This window comes from Piscinibacter gummiphilus (assembly GCF_002116905.1).
Classification (GTDB): domain Bacteria; phylum Pseudomonadota; class Gammaproteobacteria; order Burkholderiales; family Burkholderiaceae_C; genus Rhizobacter; species Rhizobacter gummiphilus.
The window spans coordinates 727022-750512 of sequence record NZ_CP015118.1 but is presented as its reverse complement, the minus strand read 5'-3'; the positions used below and the strand labels follow the sequence as shown (position 1 = coordinate 750512).

General features: G+C 72.5%; 25 protein-coding genes. 14 read left to right on the top strand and 11 right to left on the bottom strand.

The features are described from left to right. Nucleotides 1-8 precede the first annotated feature (8 nt). The gene (locus A4W93_RS03405) at nt 9-1070 is read left to right on the top strand and encodes a porin (RefSeq protein WP_157782108.1); all 1062 of its coding nucleotides are present in this window, start codon (nt 9-11) and stop codon (nt 1068-1070) included. A gap of 20 nt (nt 1071-1090) precedes the next feature. Further along, nucleotides 1091-2062, top strand: coding sequence for a tripartite tricarboxylate transporter substrate binding protein (locus A4W93_RS03400; RefSeq protein ID WP_085749265.1), 972 nt, complete (start codon nt 1091-1093; stop codon nt 2060-2062). A 1-nt stretch (nt 2063) separates the two neighbouring features. On the opposite strand, the gene A4W93_RS03395 is transcribed toward A4W93_RS03400, so the two are convergent. Beyond that, nucleotides 2064-3554, bottom strand: a complete 1491-nt coding sequence (locus A4W93_RS03395) for a glycine betaine ABC transporter substrate-binding protein (RefSeq protein ID WP_237357685.1) — start codon at nt 3552-3554, stop codon at nt 2064-2066. 87 nt (nt 3555-3641) lie between these two features. Here A4W93_RS03395 and A4W93_RS03390 point away from each other — a divergent pair, with 87 nt between their 5' ends. The 4 genes from A4W93_RS03390 (at nt 3642) to A4W93_RS03375 (ending at nt 7715) form a co-directional block, all read left to right on the top strand. Then, the gene (locus A4W93_RS03390) at nt 3642-4622 is read left to right on the top strand and encodes an aldo/keto reductase (RefSeq protein WP_085749263.1); all 981 of its coding nucleotides are present in this window, start codon (nt 3642-3644) and stop codon (nt 4620-4622) included. Between the two features lie 64 nt (nt 4623-4686). Continuing rightward, entirely contained in the window at nt 4687-5469 is a 783-nt protein-coding gene (locus A4W93_RS03385) for a class I SAM-dependent methyltransferase (RefSeq protein WP_085749262.1), read from the top strand. A gap of 49 nt (nt 5470-5518) precedes the next feature. Beyond that, nucleotides 5519-6976, top strand: a complete 1458-nt coding sequence (locus A4W93_RS03380) for a hypothetical protein (protein ID WP_085749261.1) — start codon at nt 5519-5521, stop codon at nt 6974-6976. 16 nt (nt 6977-6992) lie between these two features. Further along, complete coding sequence (locus tag A4W93_RS03375; RefSeq protein WP_085749260.1) at nt 6993-7715, top strand: hypothetical protein; 723 nt, start codon at nt 6993-6995, stop codon at nt 7713-7715. A gap of 1 nt (nt 7716) precedes the next feature. Here the strand turns inward: A4W93_RS03375 and A4W93_RS29455 are convergent, their stop codons facing one another. The 4 genes from A4W93_RS29455 to A4W93_RS03360 form a co-directional block, all read right to left on the bottom strand. Next, nucleotides 7717-8445: a DUF4241 domain-containing protein gene (locus tag A4W93_RS29455; RefSeq protein WP_099959851.1), complete on the bottom strand. Its 729-nt coding sequence runs from the start codon at nt 8443-8445 to the stop codon at nt 7717-7719. Then, nucleotides 8442-8759 (bottom strand): hypothetical protein, encoded by a 318-nt coding sequence (locus tag A4W93_RS29450; RefSeq protein ID WP_174694874.1) that lies wholly within the window; start codon nt 8757-8759, stop codon nt 8442-8444. The genes A4W93_RS29455 and A4W93_RS29450 overlap by 4 nt, the downstream gene beginning before the upstream one ends. Before the next feature lie 56 nt (nt 8760-8815). Further along, nucleotides 8816-9028 carry a DUF4287 domain-containing protein gene (locus tag A4W93_RS03365; RefSeq protein ID WP_085749258.1) on the bottom strand — a complete coding sequence of 71 codons (213 nt, stop codon included), beginning with the start codon at nt 9026-9028 and terminating at the stop codon, nt 8816-8818. Nucleotides 9029-9121: 93 nt separating this feature from the next. Next, nucleotides 9122-9985, bottom strand: a complete 864-nt coding sequence (locus A4W93_RS03360) for a dienelactone hydrolase family protein (RefSeq protein WP_099959850.1) — start codon at nt 9983-9985, stop codon at nt 9122-9124. A 120-nt stretch (nt 9986-10105) separates the two neighbouring features. Here A4W93_RS03360 and A4W93_RS03355 point away from each other — a divergent pair, with 120 nt between their 5' ends. Next, a complete protein-coding gene (locus A4W93_RS03355) occupies nt 10106-11245 on the top strand; it encodes a DUF1615 domain-containing protein (RefSeq protein ID WP_174694873.1) in 1140 nt (379 codons plus the stop codon). On the opposite strand, the gene A4W93_RS03350 is transcribed toward A4W93_RS03355, so the two are convergent. After that, nucleotides 11220-12410: a TCR/Tet family MFS transporter gene (locus tag A4W93_RS03350; RefSeq protein WP_085749256.1), complete on the bottom strand. Its 1191-nt coding sequence runs from the start codon at nt 12408-12410 to the stop codon at nt 11220-11222. The genes A4W93_RS03355 and A4W93_RS03350 overlap by 26 nt on opposite strands. 279 nt (nt 12411-12689) lie before the next feature. Between A4W93_RS03350 and A4W93_RS03345 the strand changes: the two genes are divergently transcribed. Continuing rightward, entirely contained in the window at nt 12690-12932 is a 243-nt protein-coding gene (locus tag A4W93_RS03345; RefSeq protein WP_085749255.1) for a hypothetical protein, read from the top strand. After that, nucleotides 12916-13209 carry a hypothetical protein gene (locus tag A4W93_RS03340; RefSeq protein ID WP_085749254.1) on the top strand — a complete coding sequence of 98 codons (294 nt, stop codon included), beginning with the start codon at nt 12916-12918 and terminating at the stop codon, nt 13207-13209. The genes A4W93_RS03345 and A4W93_RS03340 overlap by 17 nt, the downstream gene beginning before the upstream one ends. Before the next feature lie 7 nt (nt 13210-13216). Here A4W93_RS03340 and A4W93_RS03335 read toward each other — a convergent pair whose 3' ends face one another. Both A4W93_RS03335 and A4W93_RS03330 read right to left on the bottom strand, forming a co-directional pair. After that, nucleotides 13217-16075, bottom strand: coding sequence for an ATP-binding protein (locus tag A4W93_RS03335; RefSeq protein WP_085749253.1), 2859 nt, complete (start codon nt 16073-16075; stop codon nt 13217-13219). A 10-nt stretch (nt 16076-16085) separates the two neighbouring features. Continuing rightward, a complete protein-coding gene (locus A4W93_RS03330) occupies nt 16086-16463 on the bottom strand; it encodes an MAPEG family protein (protein ID WP_085749252.1) in 378 nt (125 codons plus the stop codon). A 56-nt stretch (nt 16464-16519) separates the two neighbouring features. On the opposite strand from A4W93_RS03330, the gene A4W93_RS03325 reads away from it, so the two are divergent. Next, nucleotides 16520-17371, top strand: a complete 852-nt coding sequence (locus A4W93_RS03325) for an EamA family transporter (RefSeq protein WP_085749251.1) — start codon at nt 16520-16522, stop codon at nt 17369-17371. Nucleotides 17372-17375: 4 nt separating this feature from the next. Here the strand turns inward: A4W93_RS03325 and rarD are convergent, their stop codons facing one another. Beyond that, a complete protein-coding gene (gene rarD / locus A4W93_RS03320) occupies nt 17376-18290 on the bottom strand; it encodes an EamA family transporter RarD (protein ID WP_237357684.1) in 915 nt (304 codons plus the stop codon). 143 nt (nt 18291-18433) lie between these two features. Between rarD and A4W93_RS03315 the strand changes: the two genes are divergently transcribed. Then, nucleotides 18434-19354: a hypothetical protein gene (locus A4W93_RS03315; protein ID WP_085749250.1), complete on the top strand. Its 921-nt coding sequence runs from the start codon at nt 18434-18436 to the stop codon at nt 19352-19354. Between the two features lie 27 nt (nt 19355-19381). Here the strand turns inward: A4W93_RS03315 and A4W93_RS03310 are convergent, their stop codons facing one another. Further along, on the bottom strand, nt 19382-20824 hold the full coding sequence (locus A4W93_RS03310; RefSeq protein ID WP_085749249.1) for a GGDEF domain-containing protein: 1443 nt from the start codon (nt 20822-20824) through the stop codon (nt 19382-19384). Between the two features lie 182 nt (nt 20825-21006). Between A4W93_RS03310 and A4W93_RS03305 the strand changes: the two genes are divergently transcribed. Together A4W93_RS03305 and A4W93_RS03300 are read left to right on the top strand one after the other, a co-directional pair. Then, entirely contained in the window at nt 21007-21651 is a 645-nt protein-coding gene (locus tag A4W93_RS03305; RefSeq protein ID WP_085749248.1) for a glutathione S-transferase family protein, read from the top strand. Further along, nucleotides 21651-22106 carry a hypothetical protein gene (locus A4W93_RS03300; protein WP_085749247.1) on the top strand — a complete coding sequence of 152 codons (456 nt, stop codon included), beginning with the start codon at nt 21651-21653 and terminating at the stop codon, nt 22104-22106. The genes A4W93_RS03305 and A4W93_RS03300 overlap by 1 nt, the downstream gene beginning before the upstream one ends. Nucleotides 22107-22113: 7 nt before the next feature. Here A4W93_RS03300 and A4W93_RS03295 read toward each other — a convergent pair whose 3' ends face one another. Next, nucleotides 22114-22344: a DUF2789 domain-containing protein gene (locus A4W93_RS03295; RefSeq protein WP_085749246.1), complete on the bottom strand. Its 231-nt coding sequence runs from the start codon at nt 22342-22344 to the stop codon at nt 22114-22116. 135 nt (nt 22345-22479) lie between these two features. Here A4W93_RS03295 and A4W93_RS03290 point away from each other — a divergent pair, with 135 nt between their 5' ends. Beyond that, nucleotides 22480-23490 carry a metal-dependent hydrolase gene (locus A4W93_RS03290; RefSeq protein WP_085749245.1) on the top strand — a complete coding sequence of 337 codons (1011 nt, stop codon included), beginning with the start codon at nt 22480-22482 and terminating at the stop codon, nt 23488-23490. Nucleotide 23491 lies beyond the last annotated feature (1 nt).

The following is a 23491-nucleotide window of genomic DNA, read 5'->3' as shown; positions in this document are numbered from 1 at the left end:
AGACACGCGTGACCCTGACCCGAAGGACCTTCCGCTCGACCCCGCTCTTCCTCGCCGTGCTGTGCACGCCCTTCGCCGCCGCCGCGCAGTCGACCGGCAGCGTCACCGTCTACGGTCTCGTCGACGTCGCCGTGCGCCGCGCCACCAACGTGACGGCGGCCGGCAACTCCGACACGTCGATGGACGACGGCACCTTCACCGGCAGCCGCCTCGGCTTCCGCGGGCGCGAAGACCTGGGCGGCGGCCTGGCCGCGGTGTTCACGATGGAACACGGCTTCGACCCGAGCACCGGCACGCCGCTGCAGGGTTCGGCCACCGCGGACTACGGCCAGGTGCAGGCTCCCACGCGCTTCTGGGGCCGCCAGGTCTTCATGGGCCTCTCCGCCCCGTACGGCAGCGTGCTGTTCGGCCACCAGTACACCCTCGCACACGCGGTCGCCGCGCGCTTCCAGCCCCAGGGGAATCCGAACAACCTCGCGCTGTCGATCTTCAGCAGCCACCACATCGCGCGGCAGGACAACCTGATGCGGGTCGACGGCAAGGTCGCCGGCGTGGAGGTGTCGGTCTCGAAGACCTTCGGCGAGGTGGCGGCCAACGACGGCAGTGACGCGTGGGCCCTGTCGGCCACCTGGACCTCGGGCCCCGTCTTCGTCGGCGGCTACGTGCAGCAGATGAACAACGTGTCCGACACCGAGCGGCGCAAGATCGTGGGCCTCGGCGGCAACTGGAAGGCCTCGCCGATGTTCACGTTCTACGGCGGCGCGATGCGCCGCACGAACGCCGTCAGCCCGCAGGAGAACACGGTGTGGACGCTCGGCGCGAACATCGAGGTGCTCCCGGAAGTCACGCTCAGCGTCGCCCACCTGTCCGACGACCAGGGCGGCAGCTCCGCGCTCGACGGCTCGCGCAAGGTCAGCTACCTCTCGGCGTCGTACCGCTTCTCCAAGCGCACGGACATCGCGGCCACGATCGATGGCAACCAGGTCAAGGGCGGCTACGCCAAGCCGGCCTTCATGGGCACGACGGGCGACCAGACGGCCTTCACCGTCGACGTGCGCCACACCTTCTGATCGCCCGGGAGAATCGCACGATGTTTCCACGACTGCCCCGCCGCCCGCTGCTGGCCGCCGCACTCGCCCTCGCTCTGCCCGGCCTCGCCGCAGCGCAGTTTCCCAGCCGCGCGATCACGCTCGTGGTGCCGTTCGCCCCGGGCGGCATCGCCGACGTCACCGCGCGCGCCGTGGCCGAGGTGATGGCGAAGAACCTCGGCCAGCCCATCGTCGTCGACAACCGCCCGAGCGCCGGCAGCATCGTCGCGACCCAGGCCGTGATCGGCTCGAAGCCCGATGGCCACACCCTCCTGCTGATCAGCAACGGGCACGCCGTCAGCGCCGGACTCTTCAAGAAGCTGCCGTACGACACCGTGAAGGACCTCGCGCCCGTCTCGACCCTCGGATTCTTCGACCTCGCCCTCGTCGTCGACCACGGATCCCGGTACACGTCGGTCGCGCAGCTGATGCAGCAGGCGAAGGCGTCGCCGGGGCAGATCAAGCTCGGCACCATCGCGGTGGGCAGCACGCAGCACCTGGCCGCGAAGCTCTTCGAGACCGACAGCGGCGCGGAATTCCTGATCGTGCCGTACAAGACCTCGCCCGCCGTGCTGATGGCCGTGCGCAGCGGCGAGGTGGACGTGGCCCTCGAGATCACCGGCCCGGTGATCCCGCAGCTGAGCGGCGGTGGCCTGAAGGCGCTCGCCGTCACGTCGTCGCAACGCAACCCCGCGCTGCCGGACATTCCGACGCTCCAGCAGTCGGGCATCGCGAACTACAACGTCAGCTCGTGGAACGCGATCGCCGCCCCCGCCGGCACACCGCCGGCCGTGATCGAACGGCTGAACCGCGCCATCCGCGAGGCCATCGCCTCGCCGGCCCTCGTGGAGAAGCTGCAGAAGATGGGCATGCGGCTGCAGGCCGGGTCGCCTGAACAGGCAAGCGCGCTGCTCGCCGGCGACATCAAGCGGTGGACCGACGTGATCCGCAAGGCCAAGATCGAGGTGGAGTGACCTAGCGGCGGGCCACCAGCCACCGCTCGGCGAGTTCGAACAGCCCCTGCGTGAGCAAGGCGAGCGCCGCCGACGGGATCGCCCCGGCCCACAGTGCGGCGCTGTCATTGAGGGCCAGTCCCTGCACGATGCGCTCGCCATACCCGCCGGCCCCGATGAACGCCGCGATCGTCGCGGTGCCCACGGTGAGCACCGTCGCGGTCTTGATGCCAGCCAGCATCACCGGCGCGGCCAGCGGCACGTCGACCAGGCGCCAGCGCTGCAGACGGGTCATGCCGAGCGCCGTGCCGGCGAGCTTGAGGCCCTCGGGCACTTCGAGCAGGCCGGTCGCGGTGTTGCGCACGATGGGCAGCACCGCGTAGAGCGACAGGGCCACCACGGCGGGCACGGCGCCGATGCGGCCCAGCAGCGGGATCAGCACGGCGAGCAGCGCCAGCGACGGGATGGTCTGCAGCACACCCGCCACCGCGAAAATGCCCTGCCCCAGCCGCCGCCGCGACGCCGCCACGGCGCCGAGCGGCACGCCCAGCAGCACCGCGATGGCCACCGACGCGGCCACCAGCCCCACGTGTTCGCGCGTGAGCCGGCCGAGGTCGGGACCGGTCAGCCGCGCCCACAGGCCTGCGCGCGAGGCCGGCGCGGCGGCCGATGCATCGCCCGCGACGAAGGCTTCCGCGATGGTGGTGAACGGCTGCCCGCGCAACTCGGCGTCGCCGTTCATCGCGATCATGCGGTCCGTGTCGATGCGCCCCGCGAGCCCGCCGATGGCCCGCCACGCGGCCGGCGCACGCTCGGGCAGGTCGGCGCGGTACAGCAGCACGGCGTCGTAGCGCGGGAAGAAGCCGGCGTCGTCCCGCAGCACGGCCAAGCCGAGTTCGGCGATCTTCGCGTCCGTCGTGTAGATGTCGGTGACGTCGATGCGGCCGCTCGCGAGGGCGTCGTACGCCACGCCATGGTCGATGCCCGCGGGACGCTGCGGCAGGCCGTAGCGCGCCGCCAGGCCCGGCCAGCCGTCGGCACGGCCGAGGAACTCCTGCGACAGCGCGATGCCCAGGTCCGGGTGGTTCCTCAGGTCGCCCAGGGACCGCAGCGACAGCGCACGCGCCTGCGCCGCGGTGGTGGCCAGCGCATAGCCGTTCGAGAAGCCCAGCGGCACGCCGTACGCGAGCCCGCGTTCGGCGAGCGCCTGCCGCATCTGCGCCTCGGTGGCGCCGTCGGGCAGCTGCAGGATCTCCTTCTGCAGCGTGCCCAGGTACTCGGGGTACACGTCGATCGCCCCGACCTTCAGCGCCTCGAGCACGACCGCGGTGTTGCCGAGGCCGGGCCGGTGCACCGCCTCGGCGCCGGCACGTGCGGCCGTGCGGGCGACGATCTCGCCGAGGATGTAGCTTTCCGTGAAGCGCTTGGAGCCGACCCGAACCTGTTCCGCCGCCAGCGCGCCGGAAGCCGTGCACCAGGCCAGCAACGCGAGGAGGACGAGGCGGATGGACATGCCGGACATTCTGCCCGGTGCCCCCAAGCCCCCGCGCTGTCGCGCACAATGCGGAACCGATTCCACTTTTCCACGCACCGTCCCGCCATGAGCGCCAACGTCCTGCCCCTCGCGAAGCACCTCCCTTCCGCCAGTCCCCTCGCCTTCGGCTGCATGGGCCTCGGCGGCTCCTGGAACGACACCCCCTGGGGGCCGGCCGACGCCGACCATGCGCAGGCGGCCGTCGAGGCGGCGCTCGAGATCGGCGTCACGGTGTTCGACCATGCCGACATCTACACGTTCGGCAAGGCCGAGTCGGTGTTCGGCGAGCTGTTCCGCCGCCAGCCGTCGCTGCGCGACCGCATCGTGCTGCAGAGCAAGTGCGGCATCCGCTTCGAGGACGCGCACGGCCCGAAGCGCTACGACCTGTCGGGCGCGTACATCCTCGATGCGGTGGAGGCGAGCCTGCGCCGCCTGGGCACCGAGCGCCTGGACCTCCTGCTGCTGCACCGTCCCGACCCGCTGATGGAACCCGACGAGATCGCCGAAGCCTTCTCGAAGCTGCACACCCAGGGCAAGGTGACCCACTTCGGCGTCTCCAACATGAACGCCGGTCAGATCGCGTGGCTCTCGCGGTCGCTCGACCAGCCCCTCGTGGCCAACCAGCTGGAGCTGGGCCTGGGCCACCTCGAACCGATCGAGGCCGGCACCTGCTTCAACGACCGCCAGGCCGCGGCCCTGCCCGGCGCGCTGGCGTGGGGCGGCACGATGGAACACTGCCAGGCGAACGGCATCCAGCTGCAGGCGTGGAGTTCGCTAGCGCGCGGTCGCTTCACCGGCGACACCACGGTCGACCCGCGAGACGAACCCGCGCGCGTGCTGGTGCACCGCCTCGCGCAGGAACACGGCGTGAGCCCCGAGGGCATCGTGCTCGCCTGGCTGATGCGCCACCCCGCCCGCATCCAGCCCGTGCTGGGCACGAGCCAGCCCGCGCGCATCCGCGCCTGCGGCGACGCGCTGAAGGTCCGGCTGAGCCGCGGCGAGTGGTACGCGCTGTACGAGGCCGCACGAGGCACCGCGCTGCCCTGACCCGTCGTGCGGGTACCGGGATCGTGGCAGGCTGGAGGCCCTCTCTCCTCGACACGATCCCGCGATGACCCAGACCGTCCAGTTCAACGATGGCGCCAGCTACGAAGTGATGATGGGCCGGTGGAGCCGGCTCGCGGGAGACCTCTTCCTCGACTGGCTGGCCGTGCCCGAAGGGCTGCGCTGGGTCGACGTGGGCTGCGGCAACGGCGCCTTCACCGAGCAGTTGGTCGAACGCACCCGCGCATCGCACGTCGTCGCCGTCGACCCGTCGCCGGGGCAGCTCGCCTTCGCCCGCACCCGCCTGCCAGCCGGCGCGCCCGTCGAGTGGCTCGAAGGCGGCGCGCAGCAGCTGCCCGTCGCGGACGGGTCCTGCGATGCCGCCACGATGGCGCTGGTGCTCTTCTTCGTGCCCGACCCGGCGGCCGGCGTGGCGGAGATGGTGCGCGCCGTGCGCCCGGGCGGTGTCGTCGCGGCCTACCACTGGGACATGCTGAACCGCGGTTTCCCGCTCGCCGACATCGGCGCCGAGATGGTCAAGCTGGGCGCGCGCCCGCCGATGCCACCGAGTGCCGACGCGTCCACCCTGGAAGCCTCGGCCGCGCTGTGGACCGGCGCGGGCCTGCGCGACGTCGAGACGCGGTCGATCACCGTGCAGCGCACGTTCGACAGCTTCGACGACTACTGGCACAGCGCCGCCTCGAGCCAGGCGCTGCGCACCGCGGCGGAGGTGCTGACGGCGGAACAGCAGGCGACGCTGAAGGCGAACGTGCGGCTGCGCCTGCAGGCGGACGGCGGCCCCGTGACGGTGACCGCGCGGGCCACTGCGGTGCGCGGCGTCAGGCCGTGACGGGCCCGGGCAGAATGCACTGTCCGACGTCCCCATCGCTGAAGTCTCCATGTCCACCGACTCCCTCCGCCCCCTCTCGGTCCGCGCGGAGCAGTACCACCACCTGCTCGACACCGGCGAGGCCTCGCTCGACGGCCTGCGCGTGGCCGCCGGCCTGCGCGACCCGGCCGCGGTCGCGGCCCTCGCCACGCTGAACGCCACCGCCCGCGCCAACCGCATCGAGCCGTGGCTCATGCACCTGCAGGGCCTCCCCGTCGACCACCTCGACCTGCCCGACGCGGAGGCCGGCTGGCTCGACGCGCTGGCCGGCCTGCCGCTGCGCTCGCTCAAGCTCGACAGCCCGCGGTTCGCGTGCGGCCGTGCCGTGTGGCGCCGGCTGCCCGCGCTGCGACTGGAGTCGCTCGAGATCGACGGCTTCGGGCGCGCCGACGACGGCAGCGGCCTGCCCTCGCTCGAACGCCTGCGCCGCCTCTCGCTGCGCACGCGCAGCGAGGACTTCGGCGACACCTTCATCGAACAGCTGGCCGGCGGCGTGCTGGAAGACCTCGCGCTGAACGGCTGCGAGGAGGTGACCGACGACGGGCTGCGCGCGCTGTCGCGGCTGTCGATGCGGTCGCTGTCGCTCGAGAGCCCCGACGGCATCACCGCGCGCGGCCTGGCCCTGCTGCGGGGCCATCCGCTGGAACACCTGGGGCTCGTGTCGACCCGTGCGGTGTCGGAGGACCCGTCGTGCCTCGGCGGCCTGCGGTCGCTGCGGTCCCTGCGCCTCGACCAGTGCCACGCGGACGACGCCGTGCTGGAGGCCTTGCGAGGCCTGCGCATCGAACGGCTGTCGCTGCGGGGCGGCTGGGTCACCGAGGACGGCCTCGCCGGCCTGGCGGGCCTGCCGCTGGCCGAGCTGGACCTGCACGGCGCCGCGCGCCTGGACGGCCTCGGCAGCACGCTGCAGGCCCTGCGCGGCCTGCCCCTGAAGCGCCTGGTCCTCGGCGACCTGCGCGGATTCGACGAAGCCGAACTCGTGCACCTGAAGGGCCTGCCCCTCGAATCGCTGGACCTGTCGCTGAACCCCGTCACGGCCGACGGCCTGCGCCACCTCGCGGGCCTGCCGCTGAAGGGCCTGCGCCTCGACTTCTGCGACGGCATCGACGGCGAGGCCCTGCGCGTGCTGGCCGGTCTCAAGCTGCCGCTCGAACGGCTGGACCTCGGCGGCCTGGTGCTGCGCGACACCGACCTCGCGCACGTGCGGCAACTGCCGCTGCGCCACCTGAGCCTGTACGAAAGCCCGTGGCTGACCGACGCCGGCGTGGCCTTGCTCGCCGGCCTGTCGCTGCAGCACCTGACGATCGCGGCCGGCCCCGGCGAATCGAAGCTCACCTCGGCCTCGGTGGAGCCCCTCGCCGAACTGCCGCTCGAGACCCTGTGGCTGCCCAACGCCAGCGGCATCGAGGCCGCCGGCTGGACCCGCCTCGCGGCGCTGCCCGCGCGCGTCACCGGCCCCGGCATCTGACGAAGGAAACCTCCCCATGTCCACCGAACACTTCGAGATCGTCTCCCGCTTCCGCGGCCCGCCGCGCTCCGGCAACGGCGGATACACCTGCGGCCGCCTCGCCGCGCACCTCGACGGCACCGTGGCCGCGCGCCTGAAGGCGCCGCCACCGCTCGGCTCGCCGCTCCGCCTCGACACCGCCGAAGGCGTTGCGCGCCTGTTCGCCGGCGACACGCTCGTGGGCGAGGCGAAGCCCGCGGCCCTCGACCTCGAGGTGCCACCCGCCCCGACGCTCGCGCAGGCCCGCGAGGCGGTGCCCGCCTTCATCGGCTTCCGCCGCCACAGCTTCCCCGGCTGTTTCGTGTGCGGCCCGGAGCGCCCGCCCCAGGACGGCCTCTGCATCTTCCCCGGCCCCGTCGAAGGCACGCCGCTGATCGCGTCGCCGTGGACACCGGCCCCGTCGCTCGCCGACGAGACCGGCGCCGTGCGCCCCGAGTTCGTGTGGTCCGCGCTCGACTGCCCCGGCGCGTTCGCGGTGATGCCACGGCTGGCCGACGGCGTGGCCGTGGTGCTCGGTGAACTCACTGCCTCACTCAAGGAGGACGTGCGCGCCGACGAGCCCCACATCGTCGCGGGCTGGTCGCTCGGACAGGACGGCCGCAAGCACCTCGCGGGCACGGCCGTCTATGCGGAAGATGGGCGCGTGCTCGCGTTCGCGCGGGCCGTGTGGATCGAGGTGCCGCAGGCCACGTGGGGGTGAGTCACTCCCAAGGGACGATGCCGAAGTCGGTGATCACCGCCACCAGGGTGCCGTCCTGGTCGTACGCCTTGTACGTCGGGTAGCTGCCGTCGCCGTAGCCGCTGGAGAACAGCGCCACGGTGCCCTTCGGTGTGGGATGAAGCAGCCAGCTGCGCGTGTGGCGGTAGGTCTTGTCCATCTCGGCGAACAGGCGGTCGTCGAACGCCTCGCCCGCGCGGTCGCGTTCGGCTTCGAAGGCGCGCAAGGCCTCGGCGTCCATGAACGCCCCGGTGCCGCTGTCCACGCCGTACCCGAAGAACTCGCCCTTCTTCAGCGTGGCGACGTCCTGCCCTTCGGTCACCGCCAGTTCCCACCGCACGATGGGCCCCGGCGCGAAGTCGATCCGGGCCAGCGCGATGCGTTCGTCGTCGTCGCGGGCGGCGATGGCGAACCGCAGCGGGAAGGTGCCCACCGGCACCGCCCCCGTGAACGGCCCGCCGCAGCTCACGATCACGTCGCACGCGACCAGCTTGCCGGACGTGAGGACGATGTCCCCCGCAGACTGCGCGCGGAAGCGGTAGCGCGTGTCGCCCACCGTGGCCTCGAAGCCGTCGGCGAAGGCCTCGTCGAAGACCGGGCCCGCGCGAGGCACCACCGGCGGCGGTTCCACCTTCGCCTCCGGTGCGGCACGCGGCGAACAGGCGGCCAGCCCCGCCAGCGCGACGCCGGCCGCGAGGGCCCGCCAGTTCATGCCTTGGGCTTCGACGGCCGGATCAGCGTGCGCTGGAACCACGCCTCGTTCATGCGGCTGAGGAACGGCTGGTCGATGGGGTAGCCCGACTTGTCGCCGAGCACCGCCTCGCTGCCGCAGCGCGGACACATCGCGGTCTGCTTCGCCACGGCGACCGGGTCGTCCACCTGGTTGAAGTCCAGACCCGTCCAGCCCACGATCTCGTCGGGCGGGAAGGTCTGCATGCAGTTGCAGCAGCCGCACAACCGGCTCTCCTGGATCATCGTCCAGTTGTTGGTGGTGTACCGATACGCCGCGAGGAGAGGGTTGCTCATTGCCGATCTGCCGGAGGGACGATGCACGATTGTGCCGTGCCCGCGGGTGCCCGGCCCTACCGCTTCTGCGCCAGGAACCACGCCACCAGCGCATTGGCATGGCCATGGCCCAGCCCGTGGTCGGCCTTCAGGTGCGCCACCAGTTCCATGTGCTTTCGCGGGCCGGCGGCCTCGATCACGCCCATCCAGTGCGGGATGGGCTGGCCGTACGTCTTTTCGATGGAGGGAAAGTAGGACGCCGGGCCCTTGACCTTGTCGGGTGTCGCCATGTCGATTCCGTTCGTTCGCGGGAACAGCCCCGCCATCAGGACGACGAACGGGCCGCCTCGGATTCGACAACCCGTCCGGATTTTTTTTCCGGGTCAGGGCGGCGGCTTCAAGCCGCCGAACCCGAGCCCGTCGAGGAAGGTCTCGACCGCGGGCTGCCAGGCCGCCGGGTTGCGGGTGAAGGTCGCGTGCCCGTCGGGGCCGAGCGATGCCGGCAACGGCGGCAGCGCCACGAACGTCGCCGCCGCGTTCCCGCGCCGGTAGGCCTCGAACCACTGCTTCGGGTATTCGGCACCGAAGTACCGGTCGTTCGTGCTGTAGAGCCACAGACACGGCACCGCGGTCGTGCGGCCGTAGCCGGCGAAGGTCTTCTCCAGCAGGTCGGGGCGGGACGGCTCGCCCGGGCGGGACGTCGGGTTGCCTCCGCCCCCGCCCGCGAAGTTGATGGCCGCCACGAGTCCCGGTGGTCGCCTGGCGGCCGCGGCCAGCGTCGCGCTCCCGCCGAACGACTGCCCCACCAGCACGCCCCGCTCGCCGTCCACGTACGGCAGGCCGCGCGCCAGGTCGATCACGCGCAACGTCTGTTGCGCCGCCGCCTCGAAGCCCGGCGGGTAGTTGCGCGCGGACCCGATGCCGCTGTATTCCATGTCCTCCCCACCCGTCACGCCATAGCCGATGCGCGTGGGCACGAACACGGCGAACCCTTTCGACACGAACCAGCGCGCGTTGTCGGCGTACCGCACGCGCCCCATCTTCGCGTACTCGTCCGGCTGTGCCGGACGGCCGTGGTTCAGCACGAGGAACGGCGCACGCGCCCGGTCGTCGTCGCGGAAGACCGTCACGGTGATCGGCTGGGTCACCGGCTTGCCGTACATGCTCTCGACGGTCGCGGTGACGACCATCACTTCCTCGACGATCGCCGCCGCGCCGGGCACGGCGGCCAGCGCCAGCAGGAGCATCGTTCCGGTGGTCCGCGGCAGGCATCGGCACATGACCCGCATCCCTTTCGGTCTTGCCCTTGGTCTGCCTGGCACTGTATGGCATCGTCGGCGGAACCGCATCCCGTGATTCCCGCTGCCATGTCCTCCGATTCCTTCATCCGCCGCCTGTCCGCGCTCCTGCTGTCGCTGGCCGCCCTCCTCGCCGGCTGTGCCGGGCCCGCGCCGGCGCCCGCCCGGCCGGAAGGGCTCGGACCCACCGAGGCACGCCGCGTGGTGACCGCCGAACTGCAGGGCAAGGCGACGGACGCCGCGGGCTGGGCCACCGACATCCATGCGGCCCTGGCCACGCAGGAGCTGCCCGCCACCGTGCAGAACCTCTGCGCCGTGATGGCCGTCATCGAGCAGGAGTCGGGCTGGCGCGCCGACCCGGCCGTGCCCGGCCTGCCCGCCATCGCGTGGAAGGAGATCGAACGCCGCGCCGACGAGGCCGGCGTGCCCATGCTGGCGGTGCGCGCCGCACTGGCCGTCGATTCACCGGACGGCCGCAGCTACGCGAAGCGCCTGGACACGGTGAAGACCGAGGGCCAGTTGAGCGAGATCTTCGAGGACTTCATCGGCATGGTGCCGCTGGGCAAACGGTTCCTCGCGGACCGCAACCCGGTGCGCACGGGCGGCCCGATGCAGGTGAGCGTGGCCTTCGCGCAAGCCCATGCCCAGGCGCACCGCTACCCCTACGAGGTGGCCGGGTCGATCCGGCACGAGGTGTTCACGCGGCGCGGGGGTGTCTACTTCGGCACCGCCCACCTGCTCGGCTACGAGGCGCCGTACGACGCGCCGGTCTACCGCTTCGCCGACTTCAACGCCGGCCGCTACGCGAGCCGCAACGCCGCGTTCCAGAACGCGCTGTCGCTCGCGTCGGGCCTGCCGCTCGCGCTCGATGGCGACCTGGTTCCGCCCGCGGGGTCGGCCCGCCTGGGCGAGACCGAACGTGCGGCGCTGACGCTGGCGAACCGGCTCAAGATGAGCGAAGCCGACGTTCGGCGCGACCTGCAGGCCGGCGACCAGCCGGGCCTCGAGCAGACGACGCTCTACAAGCGGGTCTTCGCCCACGTCGAGGCGCTGGAGGCCCGCCCGCTTCCGCGAGCGGTGGTGCCCCGCATCGACCTGAAGAGTCCCAAGATCACGCGCAAGCTCACCACGGAATGGTTCGCGACGCGCGTGAACGAACGGCACGCGCGCTGCGTCGACGGACTCACCGCACGGCTGGCTTCGCGCTGACGCGGGTGCCCAGCACCACCAGCGGCACGGCCACGGCGTAGACCGCGGCCACCAGCAGCCAGACCGCCCCGGGCCAGTCGCGCCGAACGCCCTCGTAGAACGCAGAGAACCCCAGCGGCGCGACCACCGAGGCCAGGCTGACGGCGGAGGCCAGCACGCCCTGGAACTGCCCCTGCGACGCGGCGTCCACCTGCCGGCTGGCCAGCGCCTGCAGCGCCGGTGTGCCGATGCCGCCCAGCGCGAAGAGCGGCATCACCGCGAAGACCATCCAGCCCTCCTGCAGGAAGGCCATGGCGGCCAGCGCCGCACACGCGCAGGCGATGCCCGCGAACACGGCCCGGCGTTCGCCGAGGACCCGCGCCGCCGGTCCGGGCAGCAGCGCCTGCACGACGGTCTGGCAGATGCCGAAGGCGCCCAGCGACAGGCCGATCCACGTGCCGTTCCAGTGGAACGCGTCGGCCCCCCACAGCGCCCAGCAGATGCCGTAGGCCTCGCCGGTGGCGGCGAGGAGGAAGAAGGTCAGCACGAGGGGCGCCCGGTGGTTCGACGCCATCGCCTCGCGCAGCGGCCTCAGCGGGTTCAGCGCGGCCCGGTCGATCCGGCCGCGCCCGGGTGCGCGCGACTCCGGCAGCAGCTTGCAGGCGAGGACGAAGTTGACGCCGGTCAGCACGGCCGCGGCCACGAACGGCAGCCGGACCCCGTGATCGCAGAGCAGGCCCCCGAGCACCGGCCCGAGGATGAACCCCGCGCCGAACATCGCGTTGAACAGCCCGAAGCGGCGCGCGCGGGTGTCCTCGGGCGAGACGTCGGTGAGGTACGCGGTGGCGACCGACAGGTTGGCGCTGGTCAGCCCCGCGACGGCCCGCCCCAGCAGCAGGAGCGAGAGGTTCGGCGCACACGCCAGCAGCCCGTAGTTGACGGTGGCCCCGGCCAGCGACAGCAGCATCACGGGCCGCCGTCCCAGCCGGTCGCTCAGCGCGCCCAGGACCGGCGAACAGACGAACTGCATGGCGGCGTACAGCGAGGCCATCAGCCCGATGAAGGGTGCCACGTCCGCGGCCGGGGCCACGTCGCGCACGAGCGCGGGGAGGATGGGAAAGACGAGGCCGATGCCCATGGCGTCGAGGGCGACGCAGAGGTAGATGACGGCGAGAGAGCGGTTCATGGCGAGCGTTCCGGAGGCGTCCGACGGAGGTCGGGGGAAACGCTGGCCGGCCGGCCCGAAGGGCTGGGTGGCGTGTGTGCGGGCGAGGCGCCCGTTTTTCGCGAGGTTCTGGTCACGGATGCTACACGACCCGGCACACCGGCAGGCGGCCGGTGGCGTGTGCGATGTCACGGCGGCCCGCAGCCACGCGGCTGACGAATCGCTGACCAGCCCCTGACGACTCGGCGGAGCCGCCGCGGGAGACTGCCGCTCATCGATCGCCGCCCACCGTGCCGCCCCATGACCGAACCGTTCCGCCCCCTCGACCACGTCTACGTGCTGAAACTCAACCAGGCCCACCCCGGCCGCCCGGGACCGTCCGGGCGGCTCGAACACGTCGGCTCGGGGCGCCGGCACGACTTCCACGACGGCGCGTCGCTGCTCGAATGCATCGCCCGCGAGGAAGCCCGCGCGGCGCAGGACGCCGAAGCCGCGGCCCTGGTGCGGCCGATCCCGGAGGTGCCCGATGAACAGCTGCGCTGAGTGCCCGCCCAGCCGGCTCGCGGCGGCCGAGCGCCTCTATGGCGCACGCAGCTACACCGACGCGCTCGTCGCCGGGCAGGCGCTGCTGACCGGCCCGGCGGCGGACGACGACGAACAGGCGCGGGTGCACGCGTTCGTCGCCCGGTGCCTCGCGGCGCTGGGGGAACACGTGCTGGCGGCGCGCCATGGCGGCCTCGCCGGCAGCCCGTCCGGCGTGGAGCGGCGCCGGAGCGCCAAGCCCCTCTACTGGCCGACGGAGCGGCGCGGCCGGGCCTGACCCGGCGTCAGGTGCCGAGGGCGCGCACGACGGGCGCGTCCACCCCCTCGGGCAGGCGCGCCCGGGTGGCGGCCACCACCTCCGCCGCGTCCTCCGGACGCGCGGCCGCGACCAGCCAGTCCCGCAGCGCGACTGCGGCACGGGCCTCCAGCAGGCCGGCATCCTGGTCACGGGCATGCGCCAGGGCGCGCCTCAGCGCGGCCTCCTGGTCCGCGGGCGCCGCCTCGGCCGCGCCCTGCAGCCGATGCAGTTCGGACAGCGCGAACCCGTCGCGGTTGCGCTCGGCGACCGCGAGCCCCTCGCGCACGTGCCGCGCCATCGTGTCCGTGCGGCCCGCGAGCCGGCACGTCTCCGCCACCACCGCGTGCAGGCCGGCGAGGCCCTGCTGGCTGCCCTGGTCGACGTAGCGGCGCAGGCCGTCCTCGGCCATCGCGAGGCCTTCGTCGACGCGGCCCAGCGCCGCGTTCGCCCAGCCGAGCGCGATGCGGTGCGGCTGCAGGAACGGCGACGCACGCAGCGACTCCAGCAGCGCGACGCACTCGCCCGCGAGCGCCTGGGCCCGCACGGCGTCGCCGCGGAAGTAGTGGGCATAGACCTGGAACCAGCGGCCCATCACGACGGTGATGAGGTCGGACCCGCGCGCCACGAGTGAATCGACATGGGCATGGGCCGCGGCCGCCAGCGCGGGGCGTGCGAGCGTCTCGGCCACGAGGCACAGGTAGGCCCAGGCCTCGTCGCGCGGGCTGCGCAGCAGCAGGATGGCGTGGGCGGCGCGGTCGGGCAGGTCGAGCGTGGCTTCGAAGGCGTGCAGGCTGTCGGTGAGCCGGCCCAGGTGCAGCGCGTCGACCCCGGCGGCATTGCCCGCGACCGCACGCCCCACTTCGCCCGCATCGCCAGGCAGGTCCCGCACGATGGCGCCGAAACGCTGCACCCGCGCGCTCGTGCCCGGCAGCCGACCCGTGAGGTGCGTGAGCATCGCCACCTGCCACAGCGGCATCGTGGCCGCCCCCGCGGGCAGCGTGTCGAGCCGCGCCAGCAGGTCGCCCACCTGGGCGCGCGCGGCCGCGGACGCCATGCCCTCGGACAGCACCGTGGCGGTGAGCCGCACCGAGATCAGCGGCAGCCGTTCGGCATCGGCTGCGGCACCCAGCGGCGCCAGCAGCGCGAGGCCGCGCTCGGCCAGCGCCAGCGCCTCGCGCGGGGCCTGCCGCTGCAGCGCGGTGGTGCCGGCCACGGCCAGTTGCCGGGCCGCGGCCACCGGCTGCTGCCCCTCCTCGTGGTGCAGCGCCAGCTGCGGCGCGAGTTCGGCCGTCGCGCCCCATTGCCGCTCCACGGCGGCGGCGAGCGCGCGGTGCCGTTCGATGCGGGTCAGCGTGCCGGCCCGCGCCGCCAGCACGTGACGGATCACCGCATGGCGGAAGGCGCAGCGCGTGGCGATGCGGCCATCGGGCATCTGCGCCACGCCGGCGGCCAGCAGCCAGATGCGGCGGCGCACCAGGTCGTCGAGGTGCGCGCGCACGGCGTCGGGCGGCTGGCCCAGCGCGTCGGCCAGCGTGAGGTGGTCGAACGGGTGGCCGGCCAGCGCGGCCACCTCGAGCAGTTCGTTGACGTCGGCCGGCAGGCGTTGCAGCTGGCCGTCGAACATGTCGGCCAGCGTGCGGGGCACGGCCAGGCGAGACGTGGCGTCGGCCGCGAGGCCGTTGCCCGACCCGTCGGCCAGGGGGGCGATGACCCCGGCATCCACCAGCTCGTCGAGCACACCCAGCGCGAAGAGCGGCAGGCCCTCGGTGTAGCGGTGCAGCTGGTCGACGAAGGCGTCCGGCGCGCAGCGTTCGCCGTGGCGGCGGCGAACGAGCAGGCCGATGGCGTCGCGCGACAGCCCTTCGAGCGGCAGCTCGTGCATCTGCCGCTGCAGGCGCAGCTCGCGGCGGAGGTCACCGAACGGGTGGTCGGTGAAGGCGAGGTCGATGGGGCGGAAGGTCAGCACCAGCATCAGCGCGGCCGGGCCGCGGCGGCGGGCCAGCGCCGCGATCAGGTGCACCGTGGCGGGGTCGGCCCAGTGCACGTCCTCCACCAGCCACACCAGCGGGCGCTCGGCCGCGAGGCGTTCGGCCAGCGCGCCGAACTCGCGCAGCATGCGCTCGGGCGACGCGCCGGTGAGCTGGGACTGCAGCGCCACGCGGTCGGCATCGGGCAGGTGCCACGGCATCTGCACGAGCCACATCGGGGCCACGTCGCGCACCGCGGGCACGAGGCCCGGCTCGGCAGCGCACAGCTGGTCGAGTGCGTTGAGCACCGGCAGGTACGGTTCGTTGCCGCCCCAGCGCTCGACACACTGGCCCGAGGCCACGCGCGCGCCGTCGAGCGTGGCGATGAAGGTCGCGAGCAGCGTGCTCTTGCCCACGCCGGGGTCGCCGGCCACGGCCACCAGCTGCCGCTCGCCCGCGCGGGCGCGTTCGAAGGCCTGCCGCAGCACGGCGAGTTCCTCGCCGCGGCCCACGAGCGGGCTGTTGTCGACGGGATCGTCGGCCGGCGCGGGGTCCGCGTTCACCTGCCCGGCGAAGCGGTAGCCGCGGCCGTGCACGGTCTCGATCCAGCGCGGCGCCTTCGGGTCGTCGCCCAGCGCGGCCCGCAGCTCGGCGACCTGCGTCTTGATGACGCCTTCGGTGATGTACCGCGTGCCCCACACGGCGTCGAGCAGCTCGTCCTTCGCGACGACCCGGCCCGCGTGGTCGATCAGCGCGAGCAGCAGCGCCAGCGCCTTGGGCTTGAGTTCGACGGGACGCCCGCCGCGCAGCAACCGGCCGTCGCCGCGGTCCAGCGCGAAGGGGCCGAACTGCAGCAGGGAAGCAGGACCGTGTGCCATGGGGCCGATGCTAGCGGCCCACGACGAACATCGCCGCCGCGCAGAGCACGGAGCCGGTCCAGACGATGGAGCGCAGCGTGGCCAGGTCGGCGAGGTACAGCCCGATGTAGATGACGCGCAGCCCGACGAAACCCAGCGCCAGCGCGTCCACCGTGGCCTGCGCCGTCTCGCGCTGCCACGCCACCATCAGCCCGGCGATCAGCATCGGCAGCGCCTCGAAGCCGTTGGACTGCGCCGCCATCGCCCGGGCACGCCAGCCCGACTGGCGCGACGACCAGCCGCGCGGATCGTGGTTGTCGGAGAGGCGGAACGCACCGGCCTTCCCGATCCAGGCGGTGGCGAACGGCAGGAACACGGCGACGAGGAGACACAGCTGGGCGATGGTCATGGGCGAGTCCGGGTGGCGGGTGTGCGCATTGTGGCGGCAGTTAAAGTGGACCCGGCATGTCCGAACCCTCCCGCATCCCGCTGAACACCGGCCTCGTGCTGCTCGCGCTGGCCGCGCAGAACGTGGGCGCCGCGTGGGCGAAGTCGCTCTTCCCCCTCGTGGGCACCACGGGCATGACCGCGTTGCGCGTGGGCCTGTCGGCCGTCCTGCTGCTGGCCTGGGTCCGGCCGTGGCGCGAGCCGCTGCCGCCGCGCGACCGGTGGAACCTCGTGGTGTACGGCGCGATGCTGGGCCTGATGAACCTGCTGATCTACCAGGCCTTCGAGCGCATCCCGATCGGCATCGCGATCGCCATCGAGGTGACGGGGCCGCTGGCCGTGGTGCTGCTGGCGTCGCACCGCGTTGCCGACTTCGCGTGGGCGGCCCTGGCCATCGGCGGCCTCGCGCTGCTGCTGCCGGTCCACACGCACGCCGGCCCGCTCGATACCGCGGGCGTGGCCTTCGCGCTCGGCGCCGCGCTCTGCTGGGCGCTCTACATCGCGTTCGGCCAGCGGGTGGCCTCGCTGCGCGGCGGCACGGCGGTGGCGTGGGGCATGACGGTGGCCGCGATCGTGACGGTGCCCGTGGGCGTGGCCGGGGCGGGTGCGGCCCTGCTGTCCGGGCCCGTGCTGGTGACCGGGCTCGGCGTGGCGGTGCTGTCGAGCATGCTGCCGTACCTGCTGGAGATGCGCGCGCTGCGCCACCTGCCGCGACGCGTGTTCGGGCTGGTCGTGAGCGCGGCACCGGCCATCGGCGCGGTGGCCGGCTACCTGCTGCTGGGCGAGCGGCTCACCGGGGTGCAGTGGCTCGCGGTGGCGCTGGTCATCGGGGCGAGCGCCGGGGCGGCCCTGTCGAGCCGCGGGCGCTGACCCGTCACCCCCGCCCGGCCGCCGTGCGCGCCACGTGCAGCGCGCCGTCCACCACCAGCAGCACCACCGCGCCCCAGATGGGCACGTACGTGAGCCACTCGTCCGGCTGCACCCGTTCGCCCAGGACCAGCGACACCATGAGCATCAGCACGGGCTCCACGTACCCCAGCAGGCCGAACAGGCTGAACGACAGCAGCCGGCTCGAGACCGTGTAGCACATGAAGGCCGTGGCGCTGATCACCGCCAGCAGCGGGATCAGGACGAGGAGGCGCGGGGCCTCGGCGAAGTCCCGGGCCACGTCGCCGTGACCCAGCACGCACCACGCCGCCACGGGCACCGTGAACGCCATGTCGAACCACAGGCCGCCGAGGTGGTCGGTGCCGAGCTTGCGGCGCAGCACGAAGTAGACCGGCAGGCCGATCGCCACCAGCAGGGCCTGCCACGACGGCATGCCGATGCGCAGGATCTCGTGTCCCACGCCGAACGCGGCCGCCAGCGCCGCCGCCGTCTGCAGCGCCGTCAGCCGGTCGCCGTACAGCCACCGGCCCACCGCCAGCATCGACAGCGGCAGCAGGAAGTAGCCGAGGGACACCTGCAGCGCCGCGCCGTTGAGCGGCGCCCACAGGAACAGCCACAGCTGCACGCCGAGCAGCGCGCTGCTGGCCATCAGGCCCAGGATCAGCGCCGGGTTGCGCCGGACCCGCGCGAAGACGTCCACCACCCGGCCCCACTGGCCGGTGAGCATCAGGAACAGCGTCACGCACGGCAGCGTGAGCAGCATGCGCCAGCCGAAGATCTCGATGCCGGTGAGCGGGCGCAGCAGCGTCGCGTAGAAGTAGAGGCCCGCGAACAGCGTGGTGGAGGTCACCGACAGCACGACTCCGCGGGACGTCGGGTGGCCCGAGGGGACCGGGATCACGTGAGGCTCGACCACGAGACCTCCACGATGGCACTTCCAGGAAAAGACATTCCGCCATTGTCCCAGTTTGGCAAGTGCGGGATGTGCATCGGACACCAGACGCCCGTATGCTCCGGCCTTCGAACGCACACGAGGAGCGCACCATGCCGGGTTTCATCGAAGATTTCGATCCCTCGCGAGGCGACCTCGTCTATGGCGTCACCACCAGCCGCAGCGTGATGATGAAGCGCTGGACCGACCACTGGGGCCCCATCGCCGGGGATGCCAACGACCCCCGTCGCGTGCCGGCCCAGCAGATGATCAATGCGCAGGTGCTGACCACGTGCGACCACTTCAACAACCAGTTCGAACTGGCCGATCCGGCCAGCTACACCGAGAAGAAGCTGCTCAAGGGCAAGCTCGGGGACAAGGCGAAGCTCACGAGCACCACCTACGACCACAAGGTCATGGATGCGACGCAGCAGAAGCGCATGAAAGCCTATGCGAAGGACCTCAAGGACTCACGGTTCTCGCCCGTCAAGGCGCTGGGTGCGAGCGAAGACAAGCTCGCGGAGGAAGGCGCCAACCCGGACCACTGGGCGGACGAACTGCCGGCCAGATCGCAGCAGGCCGAGCGGGAACTGCGAGCGGCTTCGGTCAACGTGACCCAGCTCGCGATCCGCCGTGCCTGCAAGTTCGGCATCGGCCTCGTCGCCACGAGCAAGGCGTTCCACAACGCGAAGGTCCACTTCCTGCTCGACGGCCTGGTGATGAAGGAGGTGGTGGGCAACAACACCAACACGTCCTCCTGGCTCTTGCCTGGCACGGAAACCAAGGAGTCCGTCAACATCACCATCTCGGAACTGCGGTACGTGTACCGGAACTGGGGCAAGCTGTCGAACACGGTGATCCTCTACGTCAATGGCAATCCGGTCGCCGCGCCGTGGCTGTCGGACTGGAAGGACGTGGCCACATGCCACCCACGCCGCACCACCATCAGTGCGGAGAAGGCCGGGTGGGACGACTACGGAACTCAACGCTTGGCCAACTACGGCAACAAGCTGCCGAAGAAGCCGCTGCTCTGAACCGCCACGGGTGGATGACCGTTTGCCTCACGAACGGGCCGGGGATCTCGGCGGCGACGCAGGAGACGCTGCGGGCGCGGCTGCTGGCCTGATCTCGGACCTGTCGCTCGACAGGCTCGACACGCGGACCTGGTTGCGCCCCGCCTGCTTCGCCGCATAGAGCGCCCTGTCGGCGCAGCGGACCAGGTCCTCGTCGTGGACGTCCGCGGCGTGGGGCGCGACACACACGCCGATGCTCACCGTGACCCAAGGCGCTCCCGGCATCGCGCCAGGGATGCCCTCGGCCTCCACGGCGCGGCGGATGCGCTCGGCGACGGCCAGCGCGCCGTCGGCCGAACACCGCGGCAGCACCACCGCGAACTCCTCGCCGCCGTACCGCGCGACCACGTCGCCGGGGCGCAGGTGCGCGCCGCGCAGGGCGCGGGCCACGCGCCGCAGGCACTCGTCGCCGGCCGGGTGACCGAACCGATCGTTGAAACACTTGAAGTGGTCGACGTCGATCATCGCCAGCGCGAGTGGCAGGCCGTCGTCGGGCTCGCGCCGTGCCGGCCCCGACGCACTGGCCGCCTGGCCCCGCGCCTCGCGCAGCGCATGGTCGAAGCGCCGGCGGTTGGCGAGTCCGGTGAGCGCGTCCTCGGTCGAGAGCTTCTCGAGCTCGCGACGCGCGGCATGCAGCCGGCCGGCCATGCCGCGCAGCGCATCCAGCATCGCCCCGGTCTCGTCGCCGGACGACGCCGGCGCGGGCGCATCGAGTTCGCCCCGGCCCAGGGTGTCCGCGTACGCGGCCGCCCGGCGCAGCGGCTCCGTGATGCCGTGGGTGAGCCACCACGCGATCAGTGCGGCGGCCACCACGGCGAGCGCGCTGGCGCCGAGCACCGCCCATTCGGTGCGTTCGGCGATGGCCTCCAGCTCCGCGACACGTTCCTGGATCGCCGCCGCATGGCGCCGCGACATCCGGTCGATGGCCGCCAGCGCGCTCGCGTCGTGCGGCGACAGGCCACGCGCGAGGTGCAGCCCGGCCATCGCCGGGTTGAATGCCATCACGGCATCGCGCGCCTCGGCCACCGCGGGCGCGGTCTTGCCCGCCAGCGCCATCAGTTCGTCGAGCCGGTCTCGGTCCGCGTCGTGCGACCGCAGCCCCACGAGCTGGCCGAGCGTGCGCGCGAAGTCCTTCCGTTCGACGTCCAGCCGGGCGATGGTCTCGACGGATTCGTCGAACGAGATCGGCAGCGTGAGCCGCCGCGCCATCAGTTCCTGCTGGAGCAGTTGCGAGCGCAGGTCGGCGAGCAGCGTCGCGCGCTCGTGGGACAGGCGGATGGTGCCGGCCAGTTCGAGGCGCGGCTGGCGCGGTCCCATGACCGCCACCAACGCGATGGCCACCATCAGCACCAGGAGCACGGACACACCCAGGCCGAGCCGGTATCCGATGCGGATGTCGCGCCAGCGGGTGAAAATCTTCGGTGGCTCCATGGATCGTGTTCAGGCAACGGCTGTGCCTGCCAACGGCGGCGCACCCATCGTGTATCGGCACGCCCCGGCCCCGGCTGCGTCAGGAGAAACCCGGTCCGATCCGGACGGCACCGCCACATTGACGCGTGGCCAGCCGGTGCCAATACTCGCCGGGCTCCGAATGCATCCAGAGAAAGGCCCCCATGACCGGCACGCTGTACTTCTCCCGCAATCCCAACCCGCGCCTCGCGGTCGCCGTCGCCCGGCACCTGCAGGCCCCCGTCACGTTCGAGTTCGCCGAGCCGCTCGCCCCCGGTCAGGCCGACCGCTACCGGCACCTCAACCCGTCGCTGCGCCTGCCCATCCTCGCCGAGGGCGGCGATTCGCTGTGGGAGGCCGACGCCATCGCCTGCCGCCTGTCGCACCAGCAGGGCTCGGACTTCTGGCGCACCGGCCCCGACCAGCCGGACATGGTCCGCTGGATCAGCTGGGCGCGCGACCACTTCATGCGCGCCTGCGACATGGTGCACTTCGAGCGCGGCACGAAAAAGCGCTACGGTCTCGGCCCCCTCGACGAGGGCGTGCTGTCCCAGGGCCTGGCCCTCTTCCGCGACAGCGCCGCGGTGCTGGAGGCCCGGCTGAGCCAGCGCCCCTGGCTGCTGGCCAGCGGGCTCAGCCACGCGGACTTCCGCATGGCCACGTTCCTGCCCTTCAACGACGTGGCGAAGCTGCCCCTGTCGGACTACCCGGCCGTGGCGGCCTGGCACCAGCGGCTGATGGCGCTGCCGGCCTGGGCCGATCCGTTCGCAGGGCTGACCGCCCCCGAACTGCCGCCCGTGCCGGCCTGATGCCGGACCGCCGTCTCATCGCCGGCGCCGCGGCCGGCCTGCTCGCCGCCTCGTCCGCGTGGGCGCAAACCTGCCCCGCGGGCGAGGACGTGCTGTGGTCCTGCGAGACCCGCTCGAAGACCTACGCGCTGTGCGCGTCGAAGGACGCGGCCCGCGACCGGGGCCACGTGCAGTACCGCGTGCGGCAGGGCGAGCGGACCGAGTTCGTGTTTCCCGAACAGCCCCGGCCGCCCGCCGGGCTCTTCCTGTACCAGCTCTTCAACAAGAGCGCGCAGGTGAGCTTCGCCAACGGGGCCTACTCGTACGAACTCCGCGAAGCGATGGAAGCGGCGGGGGAGATCGAGGTGACGCGTGAAGGCCGGCGCGTGGCGCTCGTGAAGTGCCGGACCTCGTCCGACACGCTCACGCTGACGCCGACGATCCGGCGCTTCGAGGCGATGGGGATGACCCGGTAGCCGCGCGTCAGTGCAGCGCGACGTTCAGCTGGTCCACCACCTCGGCCCAGTCCGCGTCCTGCAGCAGGAGCTCCTTCAGCAGGCCGGCCTGCGCGGGGCTCCAGAACGGCGCCTCGGTGATCTTCACGTCGCCGGCCAGCGGGCGGTGGCTGTCGATGAAGGCCCGGATGTCCTGCTCGGACGAAGGCAGTCCCAGCTGCTCGAAGAGTTCGTGGAACTCGTGGTTGGTGGTTTCCATGGACCGTTCCCCTTCATTGGATGAGGTCAGAGCGTAGACCAATGGCGCAGAGCGTGCTGTAGGACGAGGTCGCGCGCTCCGCGCCGGCCCGCCGGGGCGACAATGCCCCCGTCTCCGCTTCCACCCGCACCGCGCATGGACTCGCTTTCCCAGATCGCCCTCGGGGCCGCCGTGGGCGTGGCCGTGATGGGCCGCCGCACCGCCCTCTGGAAATCGGCGCTGTGGGGCGCCGTCGCGGGCACGCTGCCCGACCTCGACGTGCTGGTGCGCCACGGCAACCCGGTGCACGACATGGTGCTGCACCGCGCCGAGAGCCATTCGCTCTTCTGGCTCACGCTGTTCTCGCTGCCGTTTTCCGCGGCGCTGGCGCGGCTGCTGGGCGAGTGGCCGCAGTGGCGGCGCTGGTGGCTCGCGATGTGGCTCGCGCTCGTGACCCACCCGCTGCTCGACACGATGACCGTCTACGGCACCCAGCTCGGCCTGCCGTTCACGAACCATCCCTACGGCGTGGGCAGCGTCTTCATCATCGACCTGCTCTACACGGTGCCCCTGCTCGTGGGGACGACGTGGGCCCTCCGGTCGAAGGGCAGCCCCCGCGGCCTGTTCGCGAACGCCATGGGGCTGGTGCTGAGCACCGGCTACCTCGCCTGGGGCGTGGCGGCACAGTGGCACGTGGACCGCCTCGCACGCGACTCGCTGGCCCGCGAGGGCATCGCGGCCGAGCGGGTGCTGGTGACACCGGCGCCCTTCAACACACTGCTGTGGCGCGTGGTCGCGATGTCGGGCGACTCGTACCACGAAGGCTTCCACTCGCTGCTCGACGAATCGCCCCGCATCGCGTTCGACCGCTTCCCGCGGGGCAACGCGCTGCTGGCCGAGACGCGGGACATCGACGCCGTGCAGCGCATCACCGCGTTCAGCCAGGGCTTCTACCGGCTGAGCGAGGCCGGCGGCAAGGTGCTGATCAGCGACCTGCGCATGGGGCAGGAGCCCTTCTACACATTCACCTTCGCGGTGGCGCAGCGGCACAGCGCGGCGGTGCCGCTGGACGTGCCCGAGCAGATCGTCGAGCGGCCCGACATGGGCCGCGTGCTGCCGTGGCTGGGCCGGCGGATGCTGGGGGAGCCGCTGGCGCCGCCGCGCTGAG